Here is a 13,191-nt window from a genome sequence, read left to right on the forward strand (position 1 = left end):
CAAGCTGCCTGTTTTGCATTCAATCTGTGCGCTCACGGCACCTGCGTTTCTTTCCCCACTTCTTCGAGCAGTGCCCCGCCCAGCCGTTCAAAGGCTTCAGCGTCGGTGGGCGGGTGGGTCAGGCCCGCTCTCGCGTCACGGAGTAAGCGTTCAAACGGCAAATCCGGCGAGAGGGCCGCGCCGCCCACCACGCGGGCCGCTGCGTCAGTGGCGCTCACGGCGGCGTTGGTACACAGCGCTTTGGCAGCGGCAAGGAGTGGCAAACTGGCGGCGCTCGGTTCAGCCTCAAAGCCTTGAGCGGCCACTCTCAGCAGAGCGCGGGCGGCGGTGAGGTCAGCCCCAACGCGCCCCACCGCCTCGCGCACACGCGGCAAACTCGCCAGCGGTTGCCCCAGCGCAGTCGGCACACGGGTGCGGGCGTAGTCCAGCAGTGCAGCGAGGGCCGCCGTGCCCACGCCCAGATACGTTCCGGCCAGCGCCGTCCAGAACCAAGCCGGATGCGCCGGATGCTGCGGCTGTCGCTGAAATTGCGGCGCGATCACGTTGCCCGCCGGCACCGCCACGCCGCTGAAATGCACGTCCTGAGAACCGCTGCCGCGCAGCGAGAGCGCACCGCCCCAGGTGGACTCGATCCGCACGCCCGGCGCAGTGAGTTCCACCAACACGCGGGCGATCTGCTCGTCGGGCGTGCGGGCCGTGACCAAAGCGAAATCCAGCGCCCGCGCTCCGGTGGCCCACGTTTTGTGGCCGCTGAGCAGATAATGCCCACCTTCTTCGCTCTGCGGCTGCAAAACGGTTTGCGGTAAGCCCCCGCGTGAGGGTGAGCCCAGCGCCGGTTCGCTGGCCAGCGCGTTGACGAGTGCTCCCCGCTGCACAGCGGCCCGGCCCAGCAGCGTCAGCAACTCCGGCGGCAAACTTCGGGCGGCGAACGCGCTGCCCAGCACTTGCCCAGTCATGGCCAGCACCAAAGCCAGCGACGCGCCCGCCGCGCCGAGCTGCTCCTGCACCCAGCCAAATTCGCTGAGGGTCATACTCAGGCCACCCAACTCATGACCGTCAAAATTGGCCGGCACACTCAGCGCCGCGTAGCCGCTGGCTTTGAGGGCGCGGGCGGCAGCGGGCGTCACGTCCTGGGCTGCTTCACATTCGGCCAAGTGGCTTTGGATGGCCAGTACAGCATGTGCCGTGACCGCCCGGATCTCGGGGCGCGGCCAATCAGTCTGCAAAGCGTCAATACTTAAGACAGGGGCTTGCTCTTTTGGTGTTTGCGACACGCTGCCAAGCCTAACCCAGCTCAGGCCGCAAAAAGACGCCGCATGAACGTTTCGGCGTCTGGTTTGAAGTCAAGGTGTAAGGTTTGAACGTCTTAAGGGTTGGGAACAGCCGTTCGCGCCCTCAGTCCAGCCTAATCCAAGCTCTTGATCTTGTATTTCATCTGCTTGCCGCTGTCCAAATTGACCACGAAGCTCTCACCTTTTTTGCGGCCCAGCAGTTCGCGGCCCACCGGGCTGTCATCGCTGATTTTGGGCAAGCTGCCGCCGCGCATGGTGGCTTCGGGGGCGCTGACGAGCTGCACTTTCATGTCCTGCTTGGTGGCCTCGTTGTACAGCACCAGCACGCTGCCGAGTTCCACTTTGCCGGTGTGTTCGTCGCCGTTAATGAGGGTGGCGCGGGCGAGGGTGTCTTCAAATTCTTCGATTCGCGCTTCGATCATGCCTTTTTCGCGTTTGGCATCTTCCAGGCCAGTGTCTTCAAAATCGGCGCTGGCTTCCATCTGTTCTTGCAAAATGCGGGTCGCCTCGGCCAAGCGGACTTGCTCCTGATCCAAGCTGCGCTGAAGCCGCTCGAAGCCTTCTTGGGTCAGTTTGATCTGTTTGTTTTCTCCGGCCATACATCCTCCGACGGACACACCCGCTGCCATCAAGCGGCAGATGCGGAAACGGTACATACGAAAAGGGCGTAACGGTTGACTTGAGGCTGACTTTGAAGCGGGCGTCATTCTTCCACATGGCGGCGGCGTGGGCAAGAATTGCCAAAGCATAGTCTGAGAACGCTCAGAATGGAACACCCTGCCCCGTCGACTGCGGCTGGCGGGAAGTCAAATTACTCCTCAGGGCAGCCGTTCAAACGCTGCTGGAGGCCGCAGCAACCGCAGATTGAGCTTGGTTTTGCCGCTGTACGTGACGTGATCTTGGGGCCGATGGCTGGCCGCGCAGTTGTATTTGGCGTCTATCTGGCGCATCACCGGCCACACCACCGCCGCCGCCCGCCCCGCGATGTCGCGCAGCGGCACTGGCCCAAACAGGCGTGAATCTTCGCTGCCGCCCGCCGTGCGGTTGTCGCCCATCACAAAGTATTGCCCCGCCTTCAAGGTGATCTGCGGCGTGACTTGGCCCGACGCTTCATCCACGCGGGCCGCGTTGGCGAGCAGGCTGCCCGTGTCCCAGCAGCCCTGAGACTGCCAGTACACCGAGGTGAAACCCTGACTGAGGAGCGCTCCATTGAGATACACCTCGCCGCCCGACACCCGCACCGTATCGCCCGGTAAGCCAATCAACCGCTTGACCAGAAAGGGGCGGTAGCTCCCCAATCCTGAAAACGGCGGCCCAAAAAATGATTTGTTCAGGCTCTGCGTGGGCGGCTTGAATACCAAAATATCGCCGCGCTTGAAGTCACCGATACCGAGTTTGTGCAGCCACGTTTCGTATTTGGGAATGAGGAGGCGCTCGTGGTGGCGCAGCGTGGGCATCATGCTGGCTCCGTCCACTCCGACCAGCGTACCCACCAACTGCGTCAGCAGCACGGCAAACACCAGCGGTTCTCCCCACGACCAAACGGATCGCCAATTCGTCAGCAACGAATCCTTCCTGACTATCAGTTTCTTATACACAGCCAATGACTATCAGAAACTGATATTAGAAATGAAAGAAAGGCCCAACTTCCCCAGCGCCTCCTCCCTAGCGCTTACCGCCGACTTCTCGGCGCACCCACAATACCAATGCGCCCAGCAGCAGCGCGTCGGCGACCACCGTGAGCGGAACGGCCTGCACCCCAAAACGGGCCACCAAAACGCCGATCAGCGCCGAGAACACCGCGCCGCCCAAGCTGCCTGCCGTAAGCATCAGCGGCGCGGCCCGCACGGGGTTGAGCGAAGTGAACCAGGTCAGCAGCGTCGAAAAAATGGGAGAGATGCCCAGGCCCACCACCAAGTAACCCGCCACCGCCAGCGTCGGAACAGTGATCAGCAAACCGCCCAAGAGTGCCAGCGCCGCGCAGACCAAAACCACCCTGAAAAAAGGCAGGCGAGCCGCGAACGCCGCAAAGCCCAGCCGCCCCGCCGTGAGGGCCAGCCAGAACAAACTGGTCACTGCTTCTGGGTGCGGGTTGCCGATGGCGGCAAGGTGGGTGGTGGCCCAACTGCCCAAGCCCGCTTCAATGCCGACATACGAAAAAAACAGCAAGCCGAACAAACCGACCCGTCTGGGACTGACTTTGCTGAGGGCCAGTTCGGCAGGCTGCGCGGGCCAGCTTCGCACGCTCCTGAGCGCAAACGTCAGGCCGAGGGCCAGCAGCGCCAGCAACATAAACGGGCCGGGGTAAGCGCCGAAGCCCAGCGCCAGCAGCGGCGCGGCCACCGAACCGATGCCGAACATGGCATTGATCAAGCTGGCCGGCCCTGCACCCAACGTGGCGAACGCCGAATTAAACCCACCCGAGAGAAAGCCGAAGCCCAAGCCTGTCAGCAGGGCGGCCAAGAGCATCAGCGGCCAGATGGGGGCCAGCGAGAGGCCCAGCAGCCCCAAGGCGAACAAAGCGCTGCCGATCATCACTGCAGCCCTGAGCGGCAAACGGGTCAACAGTGCGCCGAGCACCAGCGGCCCCAAAGCGCTGCCCAAAAAGTGAGCGCTGCTGACACCTGCCACAGCCGCTGTAGTGACCCCAAAGCGCTGCTCAAAGTCCGAGAAGGCCGGGCCGTAGGCCGCCTGAATCAGGCCCAGCAGCAAAAAAGCCGCGAAGCCCACCCCAAAGAGGGCCGGGTCGCGTTTGGTTTTGGTGGGCGTCAGGCTCATCAGCCAACGAGCCTAGCATGAAGCGCCCAAGCGTGAACACCGCTTAAGGCCGCCCCTCAGCTCCCAGGCCAGCGCCGGCTTTAAGCTAAACGGATGACTGACCGTAACGAAAGAACAGATGGCCGTTTGGGCGAAGTGGTGGACGAAGGCACCACGCCGGAGTTACTCGAAGAAAAAAATATTGCCGAAGACCTGCTGCGGGCTGACGTCAAAGCAGACCGCAAAAATCCCAACGATCAACCGGGCTTTGACGACGGGCGCTTGGGCGGCTTTGATTACGAAGACCGCCAGGGCCAGCCCAACGACGAAGGCGAAGGCAGCGACGCGGCAGGCAAGGAAGAGGGCGGCATCGGCACCGAGCGCAACGGCGGCGTGGACGGCGGCCCAGCCCGCACCCACCCGCTGCCGGGCAAAGACGGCAAATAAGCTCCCAAAACTTCTCAGCGCATACGTTTGACAGCGCCCGTATATCGCGCTATTCTTTAGTCACAACCGCTCGAAAGGGCGGATTTTTTATGCCTGCTCACTTGCACCACGCTAAGCTGGCAGCATGAACGCCCCACAAGCCAACCTCAAGCATGTTTCTTTTTTGACGGCTAACGCCGACGCCGTGATCGCCTTTTACCTTTTGTTGGGCGCAGAGTTGCAAAAAGATTTGCGCACCAGCGAAGGCTTTCGCCGGGTGGTGCTGGGCTTTGCGGGCGGTGGAAAGCTACAATTTTTTGAAGCAGACACCGAGTTGCCGCGTCCGCATCCAGCTTGGCAAGAGCACATTGCGCTGCACCTCAGCGACCTGAACGCCAGCATTCAGCAGCTCAAGGAGCAGGGCGCGGCGTTCAGCCGTGAACTGACGACAAGCCCGAGTGGTAACCCGATGGCCTTCGTACTCGATCCAGATGGACGGCAAGTGGAGTTGCTGCAAGCCTGAGCTGCAGAGGGGAGCCACAAAAGCGCGGAGCCCCGTTTGGTCATGGGCTCCGCGCTCAGTTTCGAAGTGGCTTGGTGCTGGCTAAGGCCCGTCTTTATATACCCGGCTGGGATAGTAGTATTCCTGTAGCAGCAGTTTGCCCAGCGCGGCCAGCGGCACGGCCAGCAGTGCGCCGGTGATGCCCATCAGCGTCAGGCCGGTCAAAATGGCGATGATGACCGTCACGGGGTGCAGGTTGGTGGTGCGTCCCAAAACCATCGGCGAGAGCAGGTGGCCTTCGATTTGGTTGGCGACCACAAAAACCACCACCACCACGATGAGTTTCACGACGCCGCCCGCCGAAGCCGCCAGCAGCAGCGCCGGAGTAATCCCGATCACCACGCCCAGATACGGCACGACATTGAAGACACCCGCGATAAAACCGATGGCGGGCGCACTGGGAATGCCCGCGATGCTCAGCGCCACCCCGATGAAAATGCCCACGAAGGCCGCGATGATGAGCTGGCCCTTGAGATACCCGCCCACTGCCTGACCGACATTCTTGGATAAGTCCAACACGAACGGCTGCCAAGTACGCGGAAAGAGGCGCAGAAAATTGAGACCGAGCTTGTCGTAGTCCAGCATCATATAGATGCTCATAATCAGCACTGCGAAGGCCTCGCCGACGATGCTCGCCACGCTCAGCACGCCGCCGAACAAAGCGCCGCTGTTGGCCTTGAGATATGGCAGCACCGTATCAATGTAAGGCTGAATGTACTGCTGTAAACCTGCCGCACCGTTTTGGCTGATTTTGGTGATTTGGTCACGGACGCTGGAGAGCGGCGGAAAACGGTCGGCCAAGTTGTTGAACCACGGCTGAGTCAAGAACTCTTTGGTCAGCGCTGGAAGCCGCTGAATAAGATCGCTCAGCTGATTGAAAATGGTGACCAATAGGCCAGAGGCCAGCACGATCAGCCCGAAAATCAAGATGACGGTCAGCAGTACGCCGATGGCGCGATTGATCTTGCGTTTTTCTAACCACACCAGCATTGGGTGAGCCAAGTAAGCGATGATATAAGCGATAACAGCCAGAACAACGATATGGGAGACGGATCCTAAGACGAGGTAAGCCAGATACAGCAGCAGCAAAAAAGTGGCGGCCCGAATATAAGGGTTGCGCCAAATGGCTTGAAAAGCGTTATCGCCCGAAGGCTGGCGGGAAGGCGGTTGGGGTAACAAGGGAAAGTCCTCCGAGCGCCATCATACTGGAGGGCTGACCGGCAAATGGGGCCGGGGCAAGCCACAGTGCTCAGCGCGGCATCCGTCATTTGGCTGACGAACGCTTAGGCACTCAGGCTTTACCCTAGAGGCTCAGTGAATCACGCTTACGTAGACGGAAGTTTTGATGACGGCGCTGAAACGGGTCAGGCCGGACGCAGCGGCTTCGGCATCGTGCTGATTACGCCGGGCCAGTTGCCGCAGCATCTGTACGGCCGCATGGAAGCGGGCGACAACAACGCTGCCGAACTGCGGGCGGTGACCGAGGCGCTTCGCCACGCCCCTACCGGAGAAGCCTTGACGGTGCATACCGATAACTTGAGTGTTCTCTCGGCGATTCGGCGCGGCAGCCGCAGTATTCGCCAGCACGAGGAAGCGGTGCGGGTGCGCGAAGAAGCCGAGGCCCGCCAGATCGAGCTGCACCTGGCGCGGGCCAGCCGCGAGCGCCGCCACATGCAAACCGCCCACGCGCTGGCCAACGACGCCCGGCTGGAGCGCAGCAGCACGGCTCCCCCCAGCCCCCACGCCGAGGTCAATTTGTCCCACGCCCCTTGGCGCGACTCGGCGGTGGTCACGCTCAGGCGCAGCGGCGAGCGGGTCAGCGCCGAGGTGCCGCGTGAGCCGGACGATCCGCTGGCCCGCAGCGTGAGGGCGCTGTTGGTGGCGGTGCAGTTGGCCTCACCCGGCGAGACCCTGATCGTTTCTCACGCTTCCAAATTGGCGGTGGCCCTTTGGCAAAACCCCAAGCGGGCCTTGCTGGGCGCGGCCCAAGAGCACTTGATGGCGGCGAGGGAGCACATCAAACTTCACAACATCCAGCTTTTCTTTGAGCGGATAGACGGAGAACGCTAAATCGAGATTTCGCCCGCGTCGCCCGTTTGAGCCAGAGGCAAACCGGGTTGCCCGAGTCTGGCCGCGCACCCTAAAGACCGTTCAGCTCGGCGCGGCTTCCGGCATATTCTGATCCGGCGGGGTCTGCCGCGCCGCGTCCGGCGTGCCGTCTTCGGGTTTGAGCAGCGGAAAGAGCAGCACGTCGCGAATGCTGTCTTTGTTGGTTAGCAGCATGGTCAGGCGGTCAATTCCCATGCCCATTCCGGCAGTCGGCGGCATTCCGTATTCCAGCGCCAGCAAAAAGTCCTCGTCTTGCTCGTGGGCTTCGTCGTCGCCTGCGTCGCGGCGGGCCGTCTGGGCTTCGAAGCGGGCGCGTTGGTCGAGCGCGTCGTTGAGCTCGGAGTAGATCGGGGCGAGTTCAAAGCCTGCCACATAGAGGTCAGCCCGTTCGGCCAGCCCAGCCCGCGAGCGGTGCGCCTTAACCAGCGGACTGATCACCAGCGGCATATCGGTGAGGAAAGTCGGGTCGATCAGCTGCCCTTCCACGTACTCGCCGCCGAGTTTGTCGAGCAATTTGTAATCCGGCACTTTGCGAAATTCAGGGTGCTTACCATCACTCCAAGCCCGCAACTGAGCCAAATCCAGCGGGTCGAAGTCTAACCCTGCCGCTTCTTTGAGGGCCGCCACGAAGTCTAAGCGCTTAAACGGCAAGCTGAAATCCACTGTTTTGCCCTGATACTCGATCACCGGTTGGCCGTGAATCTCGATGACCAAGCTGTGAAGCATCTCTTCGACCAGTTTCATCATGTCGTTGTAATCGCCGTAAGCAAAGTAAGCTTCCAGCATGGTGAATTCGGGATTGTGGGTACGATCGATGCCCTCGTTGCGGAAGTTGCGGCCAATTTCGTAGACTTTCTCAAAACCGCCCACCAAGAGGCGCTTGAGGTAAAGCTCTAAACTGATTCGCAGAGAGAATTCATGTGACAAAGCGTTATGGAAGGTCTTAAAGGGCTTGGCTTCCGTTCCGCCAGGCACCGTTTGTAAATTTGGGCCTTCCACTTCCATGAAACCGTGATCATCCAAGTAATGCCGAATGGCCCGCACGATCTTTGAACGGGTGCGGTAGGCCGCCCGGCTTTCGGGATTGATCATCAAATCTACGTAGCGGCGGCGGGCACGCAGTTCTTCATCTTGTAAACCATGAACTTTGCTGGGAAGTGGGTGAAGGCTTTTGACCAGCGGTTGCCAATGCTGCACTTCCAAGGTGAGTTGCCCCGTCTTGGTCACGAACGGCACACCTTTCACGCCGATAATGTCGCCCAGATCGATTTTCTTGGTGGCGGCAAACTGCTCAGTGGTTTTTTTGCCGAAATACAGTTGAATGGTGCCGCTTTCATCTTGAAGATCGGCAAAAGCCGCGCCGCCCATGTGCCGAAACAGCATGACGCGTCCGGCCAAGCTGCTGACTTCGTCATCCCAGCGCTCGCCGTGTTCACCGCTGAGGTGGGCGGCCAAGAGATCGGCGGCGTGGTGGGTCTGGGGGTAGCTGTACGGGTGCGTTTCAAAACCGGCCTCGGCAAGGGCGGCTTGGTTGTTGAGGCGGGCAATCGTCTGCTCATGCAGTTGGCGCTGGGGTGCTGGGGTATTGGTCGCTTGACTGGGTGAGTGTTGGGGTTGGGCGTCGTCGGACATAAAGCCGAGTATAGAGCGCTCCCGCCGAGCAGGAATACAGCGCAAGCTCGCCTGCCAAGCGCAAGCCCGCACACCGAGAAAATTTCTAAACCGCTTTGTAAACCTTGCTACTTCTCCCCTGCCCCATTTCGGTGGATGCTGCGCCCATGAAACTCAACAACGACCTGCTGCTGCTCAACCTGACCGCCGACTTCGGGAGCGGCCCCAGTCTGCTTCATCCCGTCCTGATTCTGGACGACGAGGCCGGGCATACTTTGGTGGACGCTGGAGTGCCGGGCATGGAAGACGCTATCAACGCCGAACTGGCCACGCTGGGCCTGAGTCTCAAAGACATCAAACAGGTCATCGTGACCCACCACGACCTCGACCACATCGGCAGCCTGCCAGCGATCATCACGGCCAGCGGCGCACAAGTCTGGGCGCTGGAGCGCGAGATTCCGCTGATCGAAGGTGACGAGTGGCCGCAAAAAAGGCCCAAACCGGAGCAAGTCGAGCAGATGATGGCCGACCCCACTGTGCCGCAGCCGCGCAAGGAGATGATCCGCCGGATGTCGGCCCTGCCGCCGGTACAGGTCAAAGTGAACCGCTCCCTTAGGGACGGCGAGATGCTGCCGCTGGCCGGGGGCGTGCGGGTGGTGGCGACGCCGGGCCACACCTTCGGCCACGCCAGCTTGTACCTTGAGCGCAGCAAGACGCTGATCACCGGAGACGCACTGGTTTCCGAACAGGGTCAGCTCGGCGCACCCAGAGCGCAGGTCACGCCCGACATGACGGCGGCGAGTGAGTCGGTAAGCAAGATGGCCGCTCTGGACGTGAACACCATCGTGACCTATCACGGCGGCGTGGTGAGCGAGGGAGCCAACGGGCAACTCCGCCGGGTGGCGGACGAGATGGCCGGGACAGACGGATGACTGCCGCAGTGAGCAAGCCGCAGCGCTGGGTCTTTATCGGGGACAGCATCACCGACACCGGACGCCGCGAAGACCCTGAGGGCTACGGTGACGGTTACGTCTCACGGATTCGTGAGCAACTGCTGGTGGACGATCCAGCCTACCCGGTTGAGTTCGTGAATCGGGGCGTCAGCGGCGACACCGTGCGCGAACTTCGGCAACGCTGGCAAAGTGACGTGACGGCCCTGAAGCCCGACCTGCTGAGCGTCAAAATTGGCGTGAACGATGTATGGCGCAGCTTTGACGGTGCACCGAATCAGGCCGTCAACGCAGAAGAATACCGGGCGACCCTGCGCGGCCTGCTGGGTGAAGCCAGCATTTTAGAGTGCCGCTTGGTGCTCGTCACGCCATTTCTGGTGGAAGTCGACAAGGCCGACCCGATGCGCTCAGAAGTGGAAACCCGCGCCCGCATCGTCGGTGAGTTGGCTGATGAGTTCGGGGCCGTGCTGGTGGCGCTGCAACCCGCCTTCGACGCCGCAGTGGACGCCAGTACGCCGCAGCGCTGGGCACCTGACCGGGTGCATCCCAGCGGGCCGGGACACTTGCTGATCGCTCGGGAATGGCTGAAAGCGGTCAGGGCCGCTGATCCAGACTAAACTCGCGGAGATGACCGCTCCCCTACCGCCCGGACAAGACTCCCCCAAACTCACCGAAACGCCTCACGATCTCGGTTTGGGCCGGGTGGTGGCCGAGCAGTCCGGCGAGCGCTTTCTCAATAAAGACGGCAGTTTCAATGTGCAGCGCCGGGGCATGGGCTGGCAATCCATCAGCCTTTACGGCGCACTGCTGACGGTGCCGTGGAACCTGTTTTTCCTGACGATGGGCGCACTGTATCTGGCGCTCAACGCGTTGTTCGGCCTGATTTATTTCGGGCTGGGCAGCGGCGCACTCAGCGAAGAACCCCTCATGGGCATGGGGCGCTATCTGGCCTGCTTTTTTTTCAGCGTGCAGACGTTCGGCACCATCGGTTACGGCCACGTGTATCCGCTGTCGGTGGCGGCCAACACGGTGGTCACGGTTGAAGCTTTTGTCAGCTTGCTGGGCGTGGCGCTGGCCACCGGCGTGCTGTTTGCCCGCTTCTCAAGGCCGCAAAGCCGGATTTTGTTTAGCCAAGTGGCGGTGATCGCGCCGTTTGAAGGCGGCAAAGCGCTGATGTTCCGGCTCATCAACGGGCGGCGCAGCCAACTGATGAACGCCAAAGTCGAAGCGGTGCATACCCAGTTTGAAACCCTGCCGGATGGACGGCGGGTGCGGCGCTTCAAGCGGCTGCAACTCGAACGTGCAGAAGTCACGCTGTTTCCGCTGGCGTGGACGGTGGTACACCCGATTACCCAAGACAGCCCGTATTGGCACACCACGCTGGAGGCTCTGCGCGAGGCTGACGCCGAAATCATGGTGGTCTTCAGCGCCACAGACGAGGCGGTGCAGCAAAACATTCACGCCCGCAGCAGCTACAAAATCCACGAGTTTCGCTGGAATCACCGCTTCGCCGACCTCTACCGCCGCACCCGTGACGGCCACCTCTATGTGGACGCCGAGCGCCTGCACGACACCGAAGCCATTTTGGAAGAAGTTGCACCGAGTCTAGAATGAGACAGCCAGCCGTTTACTTAGACATCTAACTACCACGCTCAGGCTAGACTGACGCATGGCTCAAGTCTCGCGCTACTACGATGTCAAACGCGGCCCCGATGGGCACCGTTACCTCAGTGTCAAAGTCACCGGCTTTTCACTGCTGCATATTCCGCTGCTCAACAAGTCCACCGGCTTTACTCCCGAGGAGCGGCGCTTTCTAGGCTTAGAAGGTCTGGTGCCGCCGCACACCTCCACCTTCGAGGAGCAAAAGCAGCGCACCTTTCAGCGCTACCTCCAGCAAGTCACCGACCTCGACAAGCATGAGTTCATGCGGGCGCTGCAAGACCGCAACGAGGTGCTGTTTTACGGCATTCTGGCCGATCACCTCGAAGAACTGCTGCCGATTTTGTACACCCCGACGGTGGGGGAAGCGGTGCGGGTCTTTTCGCACATCTACCGCTACCCACGCGGGCTGTCGGTCAGCACTTTAGACGTTGACCGCGTGGAAGAAATGCTGGACAACGTGCCGCTGGACGACGTGCGAATGATTGTCGCCACCGATTCCAGCGCCATTCTGGGCATTGGCGATCAGGGCTTTGGCGGCATGGCCATCAGCATCGGCAAGCTCAGCCTCTACACGGCAGCGGGCGGCGTCGGCCCCGACAAGACCCTGCCGGTCGAGCTGGACGTGGGCACCAACCGCCAGGATTTGATCGACGATCCGCTCTACCTCGGCGTTCACCACACCCGCCTGACTGGAGCCGCCTACGACGAATTTCTCGACAGTTTTGTCGAAGCCGTCTCGGCCCGCTATCCCAAAGCCATCATCCAGTGGGAAGATTTTGCGCGTGGTACGGCGTTTCACGTGCTCAACCGTTACCGCAAGGTCATTCCCAGCTTCAACGACGACATTCAGGGCACCGGGGCAATGGCGCTGGCAGGCCTGATCAGCGCGTCTCGGCTCAAGGGAGAGCGGCTGCAAGACCAGGTCTTTGTGGTGGTCGGCGCGGGCGCGGGCGGCATCGGCGTAGCGGGCATGATCCGCAGCGGCCTGATGCGGGCGGGGCTGAGTCCTGCCGAGGCGAGCAGCAAAGTCTACGTGATTGACCGCTACGGCCTGCTGATGCACGGTCAGGCCCTCGAAGACCACCAGCTCAGCTTTGCCAAAACGCCTGCCGACGTTGAGGGCTGGACAGTGGGCGGCGAGTGGCCCAGCTTGTACGAAACCGTCAAGAACTGCGGAGCTACCGCGTTGTTAGGCTTGTCAGGTGTACCGGGCCTGTTTAGCCAGCCGATCGTAGAAGCGCTGCACGCCAACGCGGCTCAGCCCATTGTTTTCCCGCTGTCCAACCCCACCGCCAATGTGGAAGCCCAGCCTGCCGACGTGCTGACTTGGACGAACGGAGCCGCCATCGTCGCTTCGGGCAGCCCGTTTGCCGATGTAGAACTCAGCGGCGTGACGTATCCGATTGGGCAGGGCAACAACGCCTTCATTTTTCCAGGGCTGGGCTTCGGGGCGATTATCAGCCGCGCCCGCGAAATCACCGACAGCATGATTATGGCCGCCGCCGAAACGCTGGCCGACGAAACCGTTCAGTACGGCGGGCTGGTTTATCCGCCGATCTCTGTTATCCGCGAGGTGTCGATCAAGGTCGCCGTGCGGGTGGCCCGCCAAGCCATTTTTGAAGGTGTAGCCGCCGAAAAGCGGGTTCGCAACCTGACCGACGAGGAGCTGGCCTCCTTCGTGGAACGCCGCTTCTGGAAGCCCCACTACTTGCCGCTGCGGAAAGCGGAAGCTGGGGAAATGCTGCTGTAAGCGTTGAAGCTGAGCGAGGTCGGGAAACTAAAAGCGCCCCGACCTCGCTTGATACTGAAAAGCTGATGAGGC

13 protein-coding genes are annotated in these 13,191 nt (G+C 61.3%); 7 read left to right on the plus strand and 6 right to left on the minus strand.

What is annotated here, in order from left to right; all coding sequences use genetic code 11:
• Window positions 1-32 precede the first annotated feature (32 nt).
• The 4 genes from EHF33_RS07405 to EHF33_RS07420 all read right to left on the minus strand — a co-directional run bounded on the left by EHF33_RS07405 (window position 33) and on the right by EHF33_RS07420 (window position 4,070).
• Window positions 33-1,274: an acyl-CoA dehydrogenase family protein gene (locus tag EHF33_RS07405; protein WP_241191086.1), complete on the minus strand. Its 1,242-nt coding sequence runs from the start codon at window positions 1,272-1,274 to the stop codon at window positions 33-35.
• Between the two features lie 131 nt (window positions 1,275-1,405).
• The gene (locus tag EHF33_RS07410; protein ID WP_124869484.1) at window positions 1,406-1,891 is read right to left on the minus strand and encodes a GreA/GreB family elongation factor; all 486 of its coding nucleotides are present in this window, start codon (window positions 1,889-1,891) and stop codon (window positions 1,406-1,408) included.
• A 219-nt stretch (window positions 1,892-2,110) separates the two neighbouring features.
• Window positions 2,111-2,812: a signal peptidase I gene (gene lepB, locus EHF33_RS07415; protein WP_338135008.1), complete on the minus strand. Its 702-nt coding sequence runs from the start codon at window positions 2,810-2,812 to the stop codon at window positions 2,111-2,113.
• 145 nt (window positions 2,813-2,957) lie between these two features.
• The gene (locus EHF33_RS07420; RefSeq protein ID WP_124869487.1) at window positions 2,958-4,070 is read right to left on the minus strand and encodes an MFS transporter; all 1,113 of its coding nucleotides are present in this window, start codon (window positions 4,068-4,070) and stop codon (window positions 2,958-2,960) included.
• Between the two features lie 93 nt (window positions 4,071-4,163).
• Here EHF33_RS07420 and EHF33_RS07425 point away from each other — a divergent pair, with 93 nt between their 5' ends.
• Together EHF33_RS07425 and EHF33_RS07430 are read left to right on the plus strand one after the other, a co-directional pair.
• Window positions 4,164-4,496: a hypothetical protein gene (locus EHF33_RS07425; protein ID WP_124869490.1), complete on the plus strand. Its 333-nt coding sequence runs from the start codon at window positions 4,164-4,166 to the stop codon at window positions 4,494-4,496.
• 124 nt (window positions 4,497-4,620) lie between these two features.
• Complete coding sequence (locus EHF33_RS07430; protein ID WP_124869493.1) at window positions 4,621-4,998, plus strand: VOC family protein; 378 nt, start codon at window positions 4,621-4,623, stop codon at window positions 4,996-4,998.
• Window positions 4,999-5,079: 81 nt separating this feature from the next.
• On the opposite strand, the gene EHF33_RS07435 is transcribed toward EHF33_RS07430, so the two are convergent.
• On the minus strand, window positions 5,080-6,216 hold the full coding sequence (locus EHF33_RS07435; RefSeq protein WP_124869496.1) for an AI-2E family transporter: 1,137 nt from the start codon (window positions 6,214-6,216) through the stop codon (window positions 5,080-5,082).
• Between the two features lie 135 nt (window positions 6,217-6,351).
• On the opposite strand from EHF33_RS07435, the gene EHF33_RS07440 reads away from it, so the two are divergent.
• Window positions 6,352-7,107 carry a ribonuclease HI gene (locus tag EHF33_RS07440; RefSeq protein ID WP_124869498.1) on the plus strand — a complete coding sequence of 252 codons (756 nt, stop codon included), beginning with the start codon at window positions 6,352-6,354 and terminating at the stop codon, window positions 7,105-7,107.
• Window positions 7,108-7,188: 81 nt separating this feature from the next.
• Here the strand turns inward: EHF33_RS07440 and lysS are convergent, their stop codons facing one another.
• Complete coding sequence (gene lysS, locus EHF33_RS07445; RefSeq protein ID WP_124869500.1) at window positions 7,189-8,778, minus strand: lysine--tRNA ligase; 1,590 nt, start codon at window positions 8,776-8,778, stop codon at window positions 7,189-7,191.
• Between the two features lie 146 nt (window positions 8,779-8,924).
• Between lysS and EHF33_RS07450 the strand changes: the two genes are divergently transcribed.
• From EHF33_RS07450 to EHF33_RS07465, 4 genes are read left to right on the plus strand one after another with little or no spacing between them, the layout of a single operon-like run.
• On the plus strand, window positions 8,925-9,689 hold the full coding sequence (locus tag EHF33_RS07450) for an MBL fold metallo-hydrolase (RefSeq protein WP_124869503.1): 765 nt from the start codon (window positions 8,925-8,927) through the stop codon (window positions 9,687-9,689).
• Complete coding sequence (locus tag EHF33_RS07455; protein WP_124869505.1) at window positions 9,686-10,324, plus strand: SGNH/GDSL hydrolase family protein; 639 nt, start codon at window positions 9,686-9,688, stop codon at window positions 10,322-10,324. Before EHF33_RS07450 ends, EHF33_RS07455 begins: the two co-directional genes overlap by 4 nt.
• Before the next feature lie 10 nt (window positions 10,325-10,334).
• Window positions 10,335-11,321: an ion channel gene (locus EHF33_RS07460; RefSeq protein WP_124869508.1), complete on the plus strand. Its 987-nt coding sequence runs from the start codon at window positions 10,335-10,337 to the stop codon at window positions 11,319-11,321.
• A 55-nt stretch (window positions 11,322-11,376) separates the two neighbouring features.
• Window positions 11,377-13,119 (plus strand): NAD-dependent malic enzyme, encoded by a 1,743-nt coding sequence (locus EHF33_RS07465; protein ID WP_124869511.1) that lies wholly within the window; start codon window positions 11,377-11,379, stop codon window positions 13,117-13,119.
• Window positions 13,120-13,191: the final 72 nt, after the last annotated feature.

It is taken from the genome of Deinococcus psychrotolerans (assembly GCF_003860465.1).
Lineage (GTDB): Bacteria > Deinococcota > Deinococci > Deinococcales > Deinococcaceae > Deinococcus > Deinococcus psychrotolerans.